Genomic DNA, 16,891 nt, shown 5'->3' with positions numbered 1-16,891 from the left:
CCGCGCTAGTGGGTGCCCATCCACCGCTCGACCACGCGCAAGAGCACCATCACGATCACGACCAGCAGCGTTGCAATTGCGGCCAGCGGCATCTGACCCGACCCGCAGGCAAGTCCGATTGCGCCCGACAGCCACATCGACGCACCCGTGGTGGTGTTCTTGACCTCGCCGCCCGAGGTAAAGATGATCCCGGCGGCCAAAAACGCGACGCCGGCGGTGACCGCTTCGATCAGGCGCAGGGGGTCGACCTGCAGTTCGCTTTGGGTGCCGAACGACATGCTGCTGAGTTGCTGGCTGACGATGATGAACAGGCACGCGGCCATCGACACCAGCATATGCGTGCGCAGGCCTGCGGGCTTTTTGCGCACCTCGCGTTCAAATCCGACAATGCCACCCAGAACCAGTGCGGCGATCAGTCTTATAGTGGCGATGGCGGGGGGCACTTCGGTAAAGCTGCCGTTCAATTCGTCCCAGATGGTGTCCAGCATTCACAGTCTCTTTTGGTTCCTTGTCGTGGTGTCGAAACGCCTTGCGGCGCTGCGCGTTCCCCGTCAAAGCATTCTTCCATGATGTCAGCCATGTTTCACACCCGTATTTTTGCGCGCCGAGACCCCTTTGGCGGATCGCACGGGGGCTGCGCGTGACCGATTGGCTGATCTCGATCGAGGGCACAGAGGCCGGGCACCAACTGGCGCTGATACTGGCACTGTCGGCGGCGTTTTTGCATGCGGTCTTTGGGGCGCTGCAAAAGGGGCGGCACGATCCTTGGCTGACACGCGGCGCGATTGATTTCAGCTATGCGGTGATGGCAGCCCCCTTTGCGCTGTTTGTCGTGCCATGGCCCGAGCCGCACATGTGGCTGATATTCGCGGGCGCCTGGGCGATCCACACGGTCTACAAGATGTTGCAGGCCTGGGCCTATACCAAGGGGGCCTATACCGTCGTCTATCCGGTGGTGCGCGGCACCGGGCCGCTGTTCGCGGTGATCGGGGCCTATCTGATCTTCGAGGAGGTGTTCACGCTTGTGCAATGGCTGGGCGTGGGCGTGCTTCTGTGCGGGATCTTCGGGTTGGCGATTTACAATCTGCGCTATCTGACGGCGGCGCGCGACACGCTGAACATGGCGCTGGGGCTGGCGGTGCTGACCGGGCTTTTCGTGGCGCTTTATACCACCTACGATGCCTACGGCATTCGCGCGACCGAGAATCCGTTCACCTTTTTGGCGTGGTTTTTCCTGATCGACGGGCTGGTGATGCCGCCGGTTGCCTATTTTCGCTGGCGGGCGATGCCGGACCGGCCAGAGATTGCGCCGCTGATGCGACGCGGTGTCTTTGGCGGGTTGGTGGCGTTCCTCAGTTTTGGCTCTATCATGATGGCGACGCGGCTGGACAAGGTAGGCGAAGCCGCCGTGTTGCGTGAAACTTCGACAGTGTTCGCGGCCTTTATCGGCTGGCTGGTGCTGAAAGAAACCGTAGGCCCCCGCCGCATCGCGCTGATGGCGCTGATCGCTGCGGGCGCCGTGATTGTAGAGATGGGCGGATGACCAAAGACAACCCTGCGACACAGAATGGTGAAACCGGCGGACGCGAGATCAATCCGTTCGTGAAATCGGCGCTGGATCTTGGGCCGATCATCGTCTTTTTCGTCGCTTATTTGCTGTTGAAAGACCGCATCTTTACCATCGGCGGCACCGAGTATGACGGGTTCATCGTGGTCACGGCGGCGTTCATCCCGCTGCTGATCGCCTCGACCGGGGCGCTTTGGTATCTGACGGGCAATATTAGCCGGATGCAGGTGGCGACGCTGGTGCTTGTGATCGTATTTGGCGGGCTGTCGGTCTGGCTGAACGATGACCGGTTCTTCAAGATGAAGCCGACGATGATCTATCTGTTGTTCGGAGGGCTGCTGGGCCTCGGCCTGCTGCGGGGCACGTCCTATCTCAAATACGTGATGGAGGGGATGATGCCGCTCAAGGACGAGGGCTGGATGATCCTGACGCGTCGGCTGATGCTGTTCTTCTTTGGGCTGGCGGTCCTGAACGAGGTTATCTGGCGCACGCAGACGACGGAAACATGGGTGTACTTCAAGACCTTCGGTCTGTCGATCGCGGTCTTCGGGTTCTTCCTGAGCCAGGGTAAGCTGTTTCAGGCGCACGGGATCGAGGACGCCAAGGGCGACGATACGTCTGGCGGCTGAGGGGCGCGAAAGATTCAATGCCTCCGGCGGGGATATTTAGGGCCAAAAGAAGCTGAGTGCCGAGTTCAGCCGGCTGCGTTTTGCCATGCGGGCAGGGGCAGCCGCCAGCGCGGCTCTGCGGGGGGCAGAGGTGCCTGAAGTGCGGCCAGCGGCAAGCGACCCGGATCGCGCAGCAGACGGTTGTAGAAGGCCAGCGCACCGGGACGGGTGTAGACCGACCAGTGACAGATGCGCGCGCTTGGCGGGGCGATCTGCGTACCGAAGCGTTGCAGTTTGGTCAGCGTGCGCGGGCAATCCAGCCGCAGGGTGGCGGCGTTCCGAGCCGTCAGGCGGTTGCCGATGACCCGGTCGCCCCGGCGCTGTGGCGAGACGAGGCGTTCGTACATGAGGTCAAAGAGCGCATTTTCGCGGCTGGTGACGTTGATCCATTCCAGAGCGGCCCCGGCATCCGAGGCGAGGGCCGCGTCGGCGGTGCCGCGGTAACTGGCCGGGGTCAGGGTCAGCATGCGGGTCACCGTGCCGCGGGGCAGCACGTGCAGGGCGGCAAGCGCCACCTCAGCTCCCATTGAATGCGTCATCAGGTGGATCGGGCGGTGCGGGGCCTGACGGTGCAGGATGCGCAGCACGCGGCCCAACTGCCCGCCTGCAACGCGGGCGCGGCGGGCCGCGTGCCAGACCGGGCCGCGCGCGTTCCAGCCAAAGGTCAGCGCCAGTCCCTCGTCGGGATCGCCCATGCCAAAGCCCATCTGCCGCAGCCATGACCCGTCGCGGCGCAGCAGGGTGCGGTGCGGGCAGTGATCGGGCAGGGCGGGATTGTACTTGTAGCCGGGGATCATCACTATGATCGGCCCGGTGCCGGAGGCTGCGCGCATCAGCGCGGGCAGCAGCGGGCCGGAATTGAGGTGAAGACAGGGGCCGTTGGTGTCGGCGTTCACTCTGAGGACGGGCAAGTGCATCTCCTTGCAACGTTTCGGTGCTGTTGGGCGCAGGACTATGCAATCTGTGTAAACTTTACATGACCGTTTCGCGCGGTGTTGACGCAAAGGCTGCAAGAGCCTATCGGTGCGGTCGTGGCGATTTGTTACCGGATTGCGGGCCACGTTAAATATTCCCGCTAAAAGGTCAGGATGAAGCCTCCCTTCGCTTGACCGCGTTTCGGGGGCTTTTTTGTGGCCAGCCCTTCCCAGGCCCGTAAGGATGACTGATATGACCGATTGGAAACCACGCACCCGCGCCGTCCACGCAGGCACCCGCCGCAGCCAGTACGGCGAGGTCAGCGAAGCGATCTTTCTCACCCAGGGCTTTGTCTATGACAGCGCCGAGGCCGCGGCCCAGCGGTTCGAGAAGGCGGGCGAGGACGAGTTCATCTATGCCCGCTATGGCAACCCTACGGTCGCGATGTTCGAGGACCGGATCGCGTCGCTGGAAGGGGCCGAGGCGGCCTTTGCTACCGCGTCGGGCATGGCGGCGGTCAGCGGCGCGCTGATGTCGATGCTCAAGGCGGGCGACCGCGTGGTGTCGGCGCGTGCGCTCTTCGGGTCCTGTCTTTATGTGCTGGAAGAGATCCTCGCGCGCTACGGCGTCGAGATCGTGCTGGTCGACGGCACCGATCTGGAGGCATGGGAGCAGGCGATTACGCCCGAGACCGACGTGGTGTTCTTTGAAAGCGTGTCGAACCCGACGCTGGAAGTGATCGACATCGAGGCGGTGGTGAAGCTGGCGCACGCGCAGAACGCCAAGGTCGTGATCGACAACGTCTTCGCCTCGCCGGTCTACAGCCGTGCGTTCGAGCAGGGTGCCGATGTGGTGATTTATTCGGCGACCAAGCATATCGACGGGCAGGGGCGCGCGATGGGCGGTGTGATCCTGGGGTCGGAAGAGTATATCCGCAAGACGGTCGAGCCTTATCTCAAGCACACAGGCCCCGCACTGTCACCGTTCAGCGCGTGGATCATGCTGAAGGGGCTGGAGACCATCGAGTTGCGCGTACGCGCGCAGACCGCCACCGCCGAGGCGCTGGCCGATGCGCTGTCGGGCCATCCCAAGCTGGCGCGCGCGATTTATCCCGGCCATGCTTCGCACGCGCAGCACGATCTGTGCATGCGCCAGATGGGCAAAGGCGGCACATTGCTGGCCATCGATCTTGCAGGCGGACAAGAGGCGGCGTTCCGCTTTCTGAACGCCCTGCAGATCGGGGTGATCTCGAACAACCTGGGCGACGCCAAGTCGATCCTGACGCACCCGGCGACCACAACCCACCAGCGCCTGCCGCAAGAGCAGAAGGACCTGCTGGGCATCACGCCGGGCCTCGTGCGCATCTCGGTGGGCCTTGAAGATGCCGACGATCTGATCGTGGACATGCTGCAAGCGCTCGACCAGGCCTGAGCACCCAAAAAACAGCGCCCGATGCTGCGGTTTCGGGCGCTTGTGCGTCGCCTCTGTCATAGAAAAATCCTGCCATCGGCAGGATTTATTCCCCCTGCTGTGATCCGATAGCGGTGTCATTCCGTATCCTTCTCAGACATTGGCAAAGGTCGGTTGCGTCCCTATGTTGGGGGTGGATCGACAAAAAGGGGGGCCACTGCATGAACGTTCATACGCCCAATATCCGACAAATACCCGAACGCGATGACGCCGAGGCTGCGCTGGACACGCTGCGTCTTTGGGCGAAATCCGCTTCAACGACCGAGATACTGGAACTCGACGTCTCCGTGGCGCGCCTGCTGCCCGGCGACTCCGGGGCGGATTATCCTGCGTTCTCGCGCGCGTATCCCGAAGAGTTCGCGGTCGATGCCGCCTATAAGGCGACGTTGCCCGATCTGCAGAACGGCCCCTCCAGCCTGATCCGCGGCGCACGTCAGCGCATTCAGCATGTTGGCATCTCGAACTTCCGCCTCCCACTGCGCTATCTCAGCCGCGACAGTGACTCGCCGATGCTGCTGGAGACTTCCGTGACCGGCACCGTCAGCCTGGACGCCGACAAGAAGGGCATCAACATGAGCCGCATCATGCGCTCGTTCTATGCCCATGCCGACGCGACCTTCAGCTTCGAGGTGATCGAGGCGGCGCTGGACGACTACAAGACCGACCTCGAAAGCTTTGACGCGCGTATCCAGATGCGCCTGTCGTTCCCGATGAAGGTGCAAAGCCTGCGCTCGGGCCTCGCGGGCTATCAGTATTACGATATCGCGCTGGAACTGGTGGAGCGGAATGGCGTGCGCAAGAAGATCGTGCATCTGGACTATGTCTATTCGTCGACCTGCCCCTGTTCGCTGGAACTGAGCGAACATGCCCGTGCCACGCGCGGTCAACTCGCCACGCCACATTCGCAACGTTCGGTCGCGCGCATTTCCGTGGTGCTGGACGACAACGCAGGCCCGCTGTGGTTCGAGGATCTGATTGACGCCTGCCGCCGTGCGGTGCCGACCGAGACCCAAGTGATGGTCAAGCGCGAGGATGAACAGGCCTTTGCCGAGCTGAACGCGGCCAATCCGATCTTTGTCGAGGATGCGGCGCGTCTGTTCTGCGAACAACTGCTTGCCGATCACCGCGTCGGAGATTTTCGCGTCGTGGCCAGCCACCAAGAAAGCCTGCACAGTCACGACGCCGTTTCCGTGCTGACAGAGGGTGACACTTTCGCCTCGGACAGCATTGATCCGCGTATGTTCCAAAGCCTGTTTCACGTCGGATAAACGTGGCGGCGAAAGACGCCTTTCTTCTCTGCCGTGCTGCGGTGCGGCAGAGAAAACAGGCACGATTGCTGAATAAATACGCGAAACCATATTCGAATTGCTGCAATGCAGCTATGCATTATCGTCGGTGGTAGGTCAGGTGCGCATACCTATATGGTGTGTCACAGGAGAGAAATTTTAACACTCCAGACCAAAGAGGCTTATTATAATGGCTACTCAAACCGCCACTCACATCACCACTTCACCCGTTGCACAGTTCTTCGCGGGTTTCGGCGCGGCCCTGTCGCGCGGCTTTACCAAACTGATCGAAGCCGGTCAGAAATCGCGCGGCATGGAAGCACGCATGCACCTGATCGACCGTCTGAATGCGATGTCGGACGCACAGCTGGCAGAGCTGAAAATCGCACGCGAAAATATCCCCGCGTATGTGTTCCGCGATCTCTACTACGTTTGATCGTGAATTGACGCTGGGCTGCGCCTGAGACTGTCTTGACAGTCGGCGCGGCCCGCGCCAACGCTGGCGCGATGTTAGACCTGCGCCCCGTTGGATATGTCATCGGACTTCTGGTTACCGTTCTCGGGCTGACCATGATTTTTCCGATGTTGGTGGATCTTGCCGAGGGCAAGGAACATTGGCCGGTTTTCGTCGAATCCGGTCTGATCACCATACTGGCGGGCGGTGTGCTGGCACTCAGCTGTGCCAACGGTGTCCGCGAAGGTCTGACGATCCAGCAAACCTTTCTTTTGACCACCGGCGTCTGGCTGATGCTGCCGATCTTCGGCGCGCTGCCCTTTGTATTCGGCGCGACCGAAGCGCGCTATGTCGATGCGTTCTTCGAGGCGATGTCGGGGCTGACAACGACCGGGTCGACGGTGTTTTCCGGGCTGGACACGCTGCCCAAGGGGCTGCTCTTGTGGCGCGGCATCCTGCAATGGCTGGGCGGCATCGGCATCATCGTGGTCGCGATGGTGTTCCTGCCCGAACTGCGGGTCGGCGGCATGCAGATCTTCCGCTCGGAAGCCTTTGAAACCATGGGCAAGATCCTGCCGCGCGCGACCCAGATCGCCAGCCAGATCTCGGGCATCTACATCGCCATTACCCTCATGTGCGCGCTGGTCTATCTGATCCTGGGGATGAACGTCTTTGACGCGACGGTGCATGCGCTGACCACGGTTTCAACCGGGGGATTTGCCAACTACGACGCTTCTTTCGGGGCCTTCGTCGGTGGCAAGGAGTACGCGGCCTCGTTCTTCATGATCCTCGCGGCCTTGCCCTTCGTGCGCTATGTGCAGCTGATCAACGGCAACACCACCGCGATCTGGCGCGACACGCAGGTGCATGCGTTTCTGGGGACCATCGCCATCGTCGTCGGCGTCAGCGCGTTTACCCTGACCTATATTTTCCCCCACGACGTCGAACAGGCGGTGCGCGAGGCGTTGTTCAACGTGGTTTCGGTGATTTCGGGCACCGGCTATTCCAGCGTCGATTACATGGCGTGGGGGCCGTTCCTGATCTCGATCTTCTTCTTTCTGGGGCTGATCGGCGGCTGCGCCGGATCGACCGCCTGTTCGATCAAGATATTCCGCTATCAGATCCTGTTTTCGTCGATCCGAGCGCAATTGCGCAAGACGCGCAGCCCGCATGGTATCTTTACACCCAAATACGATGGCCGCGTGGTCGATGCCGATGTGCTGGGGTCGGTGATGACGTTCTTCGTGTTTTTCGTGGTGTCGATGGGCCTTCTGGCCGTTGCGCTTGGCATGACAGGACTGGATTTCGTGACCTCGCTGTCGGGGGCGGCCACGGCGCTGGCGAACATCGGCCCCGGTTTGGGCGACACGATCGGCCCCGCGGGCACCTTTGGCCCGCTGAACGACACCGCCAAATGGTTGCTTGCGGCTGGAATGCTGGTAGGTCGGCTGGAACTGATGGTGGTCTACGCCATTCTGACCGTACAATTCTGGAGAGCCTGATGAAACGCCCACTCGGAGCCCAAATTTCCCACATGCTGAAGGCACGCGGGGTCGACACGATCTTTGGCATTCCGGGGGTTCACAATCAGGAAATGTACCGCGGCATCGAAGAGGCGGGGATCACACACGTTCTGGCCCGCCACGAACAGGGCGCGGGGTTCATGGCCGACGGCTATGCGCGCGCGTCAGGCAAACCGGGGGTCGCTTACGTGATCACGGGGCCGGGGCTGTGCAACATCATGACGCCGATGGGGCAGGCCTATTCCGATTCCGTGCCCGTGCTGGTCGTGTCCTCCTGTCTGGACGAGGTCGAGGGCATCAAGGGCCAGTTGCACCAGATGAAGGACCAGCGCGCCGCCGCAGCCACCGTCTGCGACTGGTCCGCCGAGGCGCGCACGCCGCAGGCCGCCTATGCACTGATCGACCGCGCGCTGACCGAAATGATAGCGCAGCGCGCGCGACCCAAGCACATTCAGGTGCCGATTGCAGCGCTTGAGGCGCCCGCCGATCCGGCTCCCGCGCCGCGCCCCTACACCGCCCCCAGCCTGCCGCAGATGGGCGATGCGCTGGACCGTATCCTGTCTGCTGACCGACTGCTGTTTGTCTTTGGCGGCGGTGCCAAGGTGGGATTCGAGGTGACGCGCAAGGCGTTGAAGGCTCTGGGGGCCGCGTCCTTCACCACCTACGCGGGCCGGGGCATCGTCGGCACCGACGATCCGCTGCACTTTGGCGCGGGGCTTTCGCAGCCTGCCAGCGCTGACGTGATCGGCTCTGCCGATGTGGTGGTGGTCGTCGGGTCCGAACTGGCCGAGGTCGACCTGTGGCGGTCGCATCTGGGCCATCAAAGCCTGCTGGTGCGGGTCGACATCGACCCCTCCCAGTTTACCAACACCGACGCGGGCGTGCTGAACATCCTGTGCGACGGGCCACTGCTGATGCGTGCCCTGCTGGAACGCGCCGAAGCGATGGACAAGCCCGCATCGGGCTGGACCAAGGACGAGGTCGCCAAGTCTCGCACCGCATGGCGCGCCGACAGCGACGCCGCACGCCCCGGCATCACGCCCTTGTGCGACGCGCTTCGCGATGTGGTGCCTGACGATACGATGATCTATTCCGACATGACGCAATTCGCCTATGTGGCGATGGACGTCTGGCCGATGGAAAAACCCGGCCACTGGCACCATCCTTTCGGCTTTGGCACGCTGGGCTATGCGACCCCTGCGGCCATCGGCGGGGCCATCGCGCGCCCCGACAAACCGACGCTTGCGATCATCGGCGACTACGGCTTTCACTATACCATGCAGGAACTGGGCGTTGCGGTCGAACTGGGGCTGCCGCTGCCGATCATCCTGTGGGACAACGGCAAGCTGAAAGAGATCGAAGACAGCATGACCCGCGCCCAGATCGCACCCAATGCGGTGATCGCGCGCAACCCCGATTTCTGCAAGCTGGCCGAGGCCTTTGGCGCTTATGCTGCCGCGCCGAAGACCATGCGCGACATGCAGGATGCAGTGCAGGCCGCGTTCAAGGCAGATGGGCCGACGCTGATCTACCTGACGTCTGAAATCATCGACTGACCTTGCGACGCGCCTGAAACCGGGGGACCGCAACCGTCACAGACAAAAGCAGACGCCGCTCTAGGGCTGCGCCTGCTTACCTGTCACGCGCTCAGGTCTACTGTCGGTTACTCGTTACTCTGTGACAGGCTTGCGGCCCCCGCAAGGGCGCGGGCCGCAATCGTATCAGCGTTTCAAAATGGGCCCATGGGCGCTGTAAATGCCACCCCAGGTGGTGCCCGCGATATAGGTTGCACAGCCGGGTTTGGCCGTGTTGATGATCAGAAACCACATGGTTTCACCGGGCCGTCCGGCGCGCGAATAATCGCAGCCCAGCGGGTTGGTCCACCACTGGCCCTGATGGTCCACGGGCGGTGCCGCAACGCTGGCCGCAGCCTGAGACGTCACCATCACGGTTGCACCCAATGCGAGAATGCCGAGAAATCTGTTAATCATTGTCCACTCCATTTTGATCGAAATCAGCCCCTAAGCCCGATCATCAAAATGAGGGAGAGCCCTTAACGAGGGGCTAACGCGGCACTGTCACGTGCCGCGCATTTGTTTCAAACGGGCGCTGTCAGTCCCAGCAGCCGACCAGAACGGTCATGCCCACGGCCTGATCGGTGATGTCCGCAGGTGCGCTGACGCCGGTTGCGGCAGCGGCCTGAATGCTAACGCCTGCTCCGGCCAGAACCGTGCGGATCACGCCCGCGTCGGCGGCAAAGACCACCTCGTCAGGCAGGGCGCGGTCCCCTTCGGGCTTGGGCAGCAACATGCCCATCACCGATCCAGATGCATCCAGAACCGGGCCGCCGGCATCGCCGGGCAGGGTGGTCATCGCCAGACGGTACAGGCCGGTTTCGCCCTGCAGGCCGCGCACATCGGCCAGCGTGCCAAAGGTCATGCTGGGCGCGTTCAGCACGCCGTCGTAGCTGTAACCTGCGACCGCGACCTCGGACTGCAGGCGCGGTGTGCCTGTGCCGAACCGGGCCACGGACAGCGGCGCAAGCGCCTCCTTGGGGCGCAGCACGGCGATGCCGGTCGATGCGTCGTCGGCCACCAGTTCGGCCTCGTATTCATCGTCGATGGTCAGGCGGGTGCAGGACTGCACCGCCTCTGACGTGGTCAGCACCAGGCCCGACGTGTCGACGTAGAACCCCGACCGGGCGATGCGCGGCTTGCGCACGTCCAGACCGGCCACCAGATCAATCGCCTGCGCGCCCGCGTCGCCCGCCGATGGGTCAAGTGCGGCCTCCAGACGGACAAAGCTGCTTTCCATTTCGCCGATCAGACGGCGGCGGCGTTCCTCGTCGCCTGCGGGCCAGATCAGCGTAAAGCCCTTGATCTTGCCGTCTTGCAGCGTGGCGCGGGTTTCCGAAACCATCCTGCCGTTCTCGCCGATCAGCACAAAGTCATTGTTGCGGCGTTCGCGCGGGCCTTCGAGTGGCACGATTTCCAGCGTCTGCATGATGTCATAAAGACCCCAAAGCGTGTCCTGATCGCCACGCTGGCTGATCAGCAGCACGCGGGCCGGGATGTCGCCCGTCGCCTCGTAATGGGCAAAGGGCGGCTCGTAGCGGTCGAAGGCCACGATATCCGTGGGCATCATCATCTCGATGCCCGCGCCGGCATCGACCACCCGTTCCAGGCCCAGCCCTTCGAGCACGGCGTTATACTGCTTTTTCAACGCGGCGCGCTGCCGGGTCGTCAGAATGCCGGTGACGTCAAAGGCGTTCGCCTCTTGCCAGGCGGCCATCGAATTGCGCGTGCCACGGCCAAAGGCACCGTCGATCGCAGCCTCGTAGAAACCGGCCCATTTCAGCATGACCTGCAGTTGCTTGCGCTCGTCGCTGGTCAGCAACTGCTCGCCGCGGCGGGCTTCGGTCGGGGTCTCGTCGGCGGGTTCGGGCGTGGGCAGGGGGGGCGCTTCCGCGGTCTCCTGCGCTTCGGGTGCTGCCTCTGCGGGTTCACTTGTCGGCTCATCGCCTGTTGCCAGCGCCTGCGGTGCAGCTTCGGCGCCCAGGTTCAGCACGTTCGCACCCACCGGCCAGAATTGCTGGCGATAGTCCGACGATTCAGCGATATACGAGTCGCGCGGGATCAGCCCGTCGGCGCGGTAGACGCGCAGCACCTGTTCGGCGTCTTCGCGCACATAGGGCCCCAGCGCGATCCCGTACCAGCCGCTGCCCAGGGCAAAGCCGTTCACATCCTCGATGGACCCGGCATAGCTGCGGGCACGCGATGTGGCGGTGGCCAGGCTGGGATGTGCCTCGATCTGGACCCATACGACCTCTTGTGCGGATTGCGCCACTGCGGGCGACACGCCCACCGCCGTCGACAGACCCGACACCCCCGTTGCCAGCATCGCCGCAACTACCATCTTGCGCATCATCTTAACCTGAACTCCTGCTCGGAAATTAATCCGGGCAGATAATCAGGAAAACACCCCATTGACCATATGCCCACACGGGGAATTCATCGCGGTTGGCGTGTTATGGTGCTCTTTTGCGGTCAATGTTGCACGGGCACCGCGACAAAGCGGCGATTGACCATTGCCGGGGGGCTGCGTAGGTAAAGCGCGCACGAAACCGGAAAGCTTTGCCCCATGACGGAAATGACCACAGCCCCCCGTTCTTTTCAGGAAATCATCCTGCGGCTTCAGACCTATTGGGCGTCCAAGGGCTGCGCGATCCTGCAACCCTATGACATGGAAGTCGGCGCGGGCACCTTTCATCCCGCCACCACGCTGCGCTCGCTGGGCGCACAGCCTTGGGCCGCGGCCTATGTGCAGCCCTCGCGCCGCCCCACCGACGGGCGTTATGGCGAGAACCCCAACCGCCTTCAGCACTACTATCAGTATCAGGTGCTGATCAAACCCAGCCCGCCCGATCTGCAGGCGCTCTATCTGGGCAGCCTCGAGGCCATCGGCATCGACGCGGACCTGCACGACATCCGCTTTGTCGAGGACGACTGGGAAAGCCCGACGCTGGGCGCCTGGGGGCTGGGCTGGGAGGTCTGGTGCGACGGCATGGAAGTGTCGCAGTTCACCTATTTCCAGCAGGTCGGCGGGCATGATTGCAGCCCCGTCTCGGGCGAGCTGACCTATGGTCTGGAGCGTCTGGCGATGTACGTGCTGGCGGTCGATCACGTGATGGACATGCCGTTCAACGATCCGCAGTCGCCGATCCCGCTGAGCTACGGTGACGTGTTCAAGCAGACCGAGGAAGAATACGCGCGCTGGAACTTTGACGTGGCCAACACCGACGTGCTGCTGCGCCATTTCGAGGAGGCCGAGGCCGAGTGCAAGACGATCCTGGATCAGGTGCATGACGACCCCAAGACCGGCAAGCGCATCGTGATGGCGCACCCCGCCTACGATCAGGCGATCAAGGCCAGCCACATCTTCAACCTGCTGGACGCGCGTGGCGTCATCTCGGTGACCGAACGGCAGGCCTATATCGGGCGCGTGCGCGCGCTGACCAAGGCCTGCGCCGATGCCTTCGTGCAGACGCGGGCAGGGGGCTGGACACCGGGCGCAGCAGCATGACCGGCAGGATACTGGTAGTATTGATCGTGATCACCGCACTTATCGCAGGCGCAGGCATGTATTACCTGCAAGTCTACGGCTTCTACGACGAGGTGACCGTGGAAGAGGTCAACCTGGTCTCGGTCGTCTCGGACCAGCCGGAACCCATCGCCTTTACCGATTTTCAAGCCATCGACGCCGACAGCTCGCCGATCCGCTACCGTGCGTGTTTCCAGACCGAGATGTCGCTTGCGATGCTGACCGAAACCTACGTGCTGCTCGACGACGCAGAGCCCCGCAATGCGCCGGGCTGGTTTGACTGCTTCGACGCCCAGGCCATCGGCGACGCGCTCGAGGCCGGAACGGCGCTGCCCTTCCTGTCGCAAAAGAACGTGCAGTACGGCGTTGATCGGATCGTCGCGATCACCGAGGACGGACGTGGCTATGTCTGGCACGAGCTGAACGATTGCGGCGAAAAGGCCTATGACGGCACCGTCGTGGGCGAGGAATGCCCGGAGCGTCCCGCCCAAAACTGAATTGCTTGCCGAACCGCGATATTGAACAAAATCACGTACGCGTGAGTTGACCCCCAGACACTGACTGGGGGAACCACCGATGGCCGAACAATCAAACGAGTCAAACGCACACGAAGGACTGAAATGGATCATGCGCGCCGGATATGGTGCGCGAGGGGTGATTTACGTGCTGATCGGCGGGCTTGCGCTCTTTGCCGCGTGGCGGGGTGGCGCGGCCGAGGGCACCCAAGGTGCGCTTGCCACCTTGCAGAACGAACCGCTGGGGCAGACGGCGCTGTGGTGCATTGCCGTGGGCCTTGGGGCCTACATGATCTGGCGGCTGGTCGATGCGGCGATGGACCTTGAGGATCACGGCACCGAGGCCAAGGGCATCTTTGCACGTCTCGCCATCGCGGGCACCGGCATAATCCACGGGGCCATCGGCCTGTCGGTCGCGGGCCTTGCCATGGGCGGCAGCAGCGGCGGCGACAGCGGTGCGCAGGACTGGACCGCCAAGCTGATGCAGATGCCCATGGGCCCGACGCTGGTGGCCATCGCCGCCGCCGTGGTGATCGGGGCGGGCGGCTACTACGCCTACAAGGGTCTGACCAAGAAATACCGCGAGCATATGTACAACGCCAGCTTCACCCGGCGCATCCAGCCTGTCCTGACCTTCGGCCTTGTCGTGCACGGCATCATGCTGGCGCTGGTCGGCGTATCGCTGGGCTTTGCCGCGATGAACACCGACCCGTCGGATGCGGGCGGCCTGGGGCAGGCGCTGGAAACCTTGCGCAGCTTTGCCTGGGGGCGCTGGTTGCTGGGCGGTGCAGGCCTGGGGCTGATCGGCTTTGCCGTCTATAACTTCGTCGAGGCGCGCTACCGGGTGATCCCGCAGTTCTCGGACCCCGACGCACAGACGCTGGCTGACGCGATCTAGACCCCCCGACACCCGTCGATTGTTGCATCTGCCCCTCTGGACCCTTGGCCCGAGGGGCGCTATCCACCCCGCAGCGTAATCTGATGGGGAAATGCCCGTGCCCGACCTGCTGATCGAACTCTTCTCGGAAGAAATTCCTGCACGCATGCAAACCCGTGCGGCGGACGACCTGAAAAAGCTGGTGACCGACGGGCTGGTCGAGGCCGGATTGACCTATGCCTCGGCCGCCGCCTTTTCGACGCCGCGCCGCCTGATGCTGACTGTCGAAGGGGCGCTGGCCGCATCGCCCACCACCACCGAGGAACGCAAGGGCCCGAAGGCCGATGCGCCCGAGAAAGCCATCGAGGGCTTCCTGCGCGGTGCGGGCCTGACCCGCGACGACCTGGAAGAGCGCGACACGCCCAAGGGCAAGATTCTCTTTGCCAAGATCACCAAACCGGGCCGCCCCGCCGCCGAGATCGTGGCCGAGGTGCTGGAACACACCATCCGCAACTTCCCATGGCCCAAGTCGATGCGCTGGGGCAGCGGCACGCTGAAATGGGTGCGCCCATTGCATTCGATCCTGTGCCTCCTGGTCACCGAAGAGGGGGCCGAAGTGGTCCCGATGTCCGTGGACGGGATTGCTGCGGGCAACACAACCCAAGGGCACCGCTTCATGTCGCCCGGCACGCTGAGCGTGCGCAGTTTCGACGACTACACCACGCAATTGGCCCGCGCCCATGTGGTGCTGGACGCGACCGAGCGTGCCGAGGCGATATGGCACGATGCCACCAATCAGGCCTTCGCCCAAGGGCTTGAGGTTGTCGAGGACGCGGGCCTTCTGGCCGAGGTCGCAGGGCTGGTCGAATGGCCCGTGGTACTGATGGGCAAGATCGACACCGATTTTCTGGGCCTGCCGCCCGAGGTGCTGCAAACCTCAATGAAAGAGCACCAAAAGTTCTTTTCCGTGCGCAACCCCAAGTCGGGCCGGATCGAGCGGTTCATCACCGTCGCCAACCGCGAAACCGCCGACAATGGCGCGACCATCCTTGCGGGCAACCAAAAGGTGCTGTCAGCGCGGCTGGCCGATGCGAAATTCTTCTGGGAAAACGACCTGCGCACCGCCAATGCGGGCATGACCGCATGGCTCGACGCGCTGAAAAACGTGACCTTCCACAACAAGCTGGGCACGCAGGCCGATCTGGTCGACCGCATGGCGACTTTGGCCCGCGAAATCGCCCCCGCCGTGGGCGCCGACCCCGACCAGGCCGAGCGCGCCGCCCGTCTGGCCAAGGCCGATCTGGCCTCGGAAATGGTCTATGAGTTCCCGGAACTTCAGGGGCTTATGGGCCGTTATTATATCGAAGCGATGGGCGAAGACAAAGCCATCGCCGCCGCAGCACAGGATCACTATGCGCCGCTGGGTCCGTCCGACGACGTGCCGACTGCGCCAGTGTCGGTGGCCGTGGCGCTGGCCGAGAAGATCGACAAGCTGACAGGCTTCTGGGCGATTGACGAGAAGCCGACGGGCAGCAAGGACCCCTTTGCGCTGCGGCGGGCTGCGTTGGGGGTTATTCGGATTTTGGTGGAGAATAAAATCTCCTTGCCGCTGCAAGACCTGCTTGGAACAGGAGCATTTTTCTTCGCCTATAAACAGGCCGTAGCAGGAACCAAAGCAGCAGATACCCTGAAAGAGCAAGGCTTTCAAAACCCCATGTTCGTAGAGAATTTAGAGCGATGGAAAGTGGGCAATTTCGATATTTCGCTGAACGAAAAAAGGATCAGTGAAATCGAATACTACCCTGATCAGATAAAAGACTACACGTTCTACGCAATTTTTGACCGTTTTAGGGAAATGGCGATCGTCCCAGACCTCCTCTCCTTCATCCACGACCGCCTCAAAGTCTACCTGCGCGATCAAGGCATCCGCCACGACATCATCGACGCCTGCATCGCGATGGAGGGCTCCGACGACCTCAACCTGCTGGTCAAACGCGCCCGCGCCCTGTCGGACACGCTGAAAACCGACGACGGTGAAAACCTGATCCAGGGCTTCAAGCGTGCCAACAACATCCTGACCCAGGCCGAAGCGGCGGACGGCGTCGAATACTCCTTCGGCGCGGACCCCAAATTCGCCGAAACCGACGAAGAACGCGCGCTCTTCGAAGCCCTCGACACCGCCGAGGCGCAGATCACGCCCGCCATGCAGGCGCAGGATTTCACCACCGCCATGTCCGCAATGGCCGACCTGCGCGCGCCCATCGACGCGTTCTTTACCGCCGTTCAGGTCAATTCCGACAACGCCACCGTGCGGCGCAACCGTCTGAACCTGCTCAGCCGCATCCGCCAGATCTGTCTGGCCGTGGCCGACCTGACCCGCATCGAGGGCTAAGCCCCTTCATCTTGCCAGATAAACTCCGGGGGAGACGCGCAGCGTCGGGGGCAGAGCCCCCGCAGGTAAATATCTTGGGCAGAGCCCCCGCAGGTAAATATCTTGGGCGGAGCCCCTTTCCGGG

General features: G+C 62.8%; 15 protein-coding genes and 1 riboswitch. Of the genes, 11 read left to right on the top strand and 4 right to left on the bottom strand.

Translation table 11 applies throughout. The annotated features are described in order from the left end of the window. Positions 1 to 5 precede the first annotated feature (5 nt). Positions 6 to 488: an MgtC/SapB family protein gene (locus NTA49_RS05165; protein ID WP_258293592.1), complete on the bottom strand. Its 483-nt coding sequence runs from the start codon at positions 486 to 488 to the stop codon at positions 6 to 8. A gap of 152 nt (positions 489 to 640) precedes the next feature. On the opposite strand from NTA49_RS05165, the gene NTA49_RS05160 reads away from it, so the two are divergent. Continuing rightward, positions 641 to 1,543, top strand: coding sequence for a DMT family transporter (locus tag NTA49_RS05160; RefSeq protein WP_258293591.1), 903 nt, complete (start codon positions 641 to 643; stop codon positions 1,541 to 1,543). Beyond that, positions 1,540 to 2,196 (top strand): inner membrane-spanning protein YciB, encoded by a 657-nt coding sequence (locus tag NTA49_RS05155; RefSeq protein WP_258293590.1) that lies wholly within the window; start codon positions 1,540 to 1,542, stop codon positions 2,194 to 2,196. Before NTA49_RS05160 ends, NTA49_RS05155 begins: the two co-directional genes overlap by 4 nt. 65 nt (positions 2,197 to 2,261) lie before the next feature. On the opposite strand, the gene NTA49_RS05150 is transcribed toward NTA49_RS05155, so the two are convergent. Further along, positions 2,262 to 3,146: an alpha/beta hydrolase gene (locus tag NTA49_RS05150; protein WP_258293589.1), complete on the bottom strand. Its 885-nt coding sequence runs from the start codon at positions 3,144 to 3,146 to the stop codon at positions 2,262 to 2,264. Between the two features lie 110 nt (positions 3,147 to 3,256). Next, positions 3,257 to 3,334: riboswitch (SAM riboswitch) on the top strand. A gap of 68 nt (positions 3,335 to 3,402) precedes the next feature. Here NTA49_RS05150 and metZ point away from each other — a divergent pair. From metZ to NTA49_RS05125, 5 genes are all read left to right on the top strand, one after another. Continuing rightward, on the top strand, positions 3,403 to 4,581 hold the full coding sequence (gene metZ, locus NTA49_RS05145) for an O-succinylhomoserine sulfhydrylase (RefSeq protein ID WP_258293588.1): 1,179 nt from the start codon (positions 3,403 to 3,405) through the stop codon (positions 4,579 to 4,581). Positions 4,582 to 4,781: 200 nt separating this feature from the next. Continuing rightward, a complete protein-coding gene (folE2, locus tag NTA49_RS05140; protein WP_258293587.1) occupies positions 4,782 to 5,888 on the top strand; it encodes a GTP cyclohydrolase FolE2 in 1,107 nt (368 codons plus the stop codon). A 208-nt stretch (positions 5,889 to 6,096) separates the two neighbouring features. Then, positions 6,097 to 6,342: a hypothetical protein gene (locus NTA49_RS05135; RefSeq protein WP_258293586.1), complete on the top strand. Its 246-nt coding sequence runs from the start codon at positions 6,097 to 6,099 to the stop codon at positions 6,340 to 6,342. A gap of 71 nt (positions 6,343 to 6,413) precedes the next feature. Next, entirely contained in the window at positions 6,414 to 7,862 is a 1,449-nt protein-coding gene (locus NTA49_RS05130) for a TrkH family potassium uptake protein (protein ID WP_258293585.1), read from the top strand. Further along, complete coding sequence (locus tag NTA49_RS05125; RefSeq protein WP_258293584.1) at positions 7,862 to 9,439, top strand: thiamine pyrophosphate-binding protein; 1,578 nt, start codon at positions 7,862 to 7,864, stop codon at positions 9,437 to 9,439. The genes NTA49_RS05130 and NTA49_RS05125 overlap by 1 nt, the downstream gene beginning before the upstream one ends. A 165-nt stretch (positions 9,440 to 9,604) precedes the next feature. Here the strand turns inward: NTA49_RS05125 and NTA49_RS05120 are convergent, their stop codons facing one another. Then, positions 9,605 to 9,874, bottom strand: coding sequence for a hypothetical protein (locus NTA49_RS05120; protein WP_258293583.1), 270 nt, complete (start codon positions 9,872 to 9,874; stop codon positions 9,605 to 9,607). Between the two features lie 121 nt (positions 9,875 to 9,995). Then, positions 9,996 to 11,810: a serine protease gene (locus NTA49_RS05115; RefSeq protein WP_258293582.1), complete on the bottom strand. Its 1,815-nt coding sequence runs from the start codon at positions 11,808 to 11,810 to the stop codon at positions 9,996 to 9,998. Positions 11,811 to 12,023: 213 nt separating this feature from the next. On the opposite strand from NTA49_RS05115, the gene NTA49_RS05110 reads away from it, so the two are divergent. From NTA49_RS05110 to glyS, 4 genes are all read left to right on the top strand, one after another. Then, complete coding sequence (locus NTA49_RS05110) at positions 12,024 to 12,965, top strand: glycine--tRNA ligase subunit alpha (protein WP_261368132.1); 942 nt, start codon at positions 12,024 to 12,026, stop codon at positions 12,963 to 12,965. Beyond that, positions 12,962 to 13,480: a DUF6446 family protein gene (locus NTA49_RS05105; RefSeq protein ID WP_258293580.1), complete on the top strand. Its 519-nt coding sequence runs from the start codon at positions 12,962 to 12,964 to the stop codon at positions 13,478 to 13,480. Before NTA49_RS05110 ends, NTA49_RS05105 begins: the two co-directional genes overlap by 4 nt. Positions 13,481 to 13,610: 130 nt before the next feature. After that, entirely contained in the window at positions 13,611 to 14,396 is a 786-nt protein-coding gene (locus tag NTA49_RS05100) for a DUF1206 domain-containing protein (protein WP_258293579.1), read from the top strand. 97 nt (positions 14,397 to 14,493) lie between these two features. Next, entirely contained in the window at positions 14,494 to 16,767 is a 2,274-nt protein-coding gene (glyS, locus tag NTA49_RS05095) for a glycine--tRNA ligase subunit beta (protein WP_258293578.1), read from the top strand. Positions 16,768 to 16,891: the final 124 nt, after the last annotated feature.

Origin of the sequence: Pseudosulfitobacter koreensis (assembly GCF_024733015.1) — a bacterium.
Taxonomy (GTDB): domain Bacteria; phylum Pseudomonadota; class Alphaproteobacteria; order Rhodobacterales; family Rhodobacteraceae; genus Pseudosulfitobacter; species Pseudosulfitobacter koreensis.
This window is presented reverse-complemented; position numbering and strand designations above follow the sequence as displayed.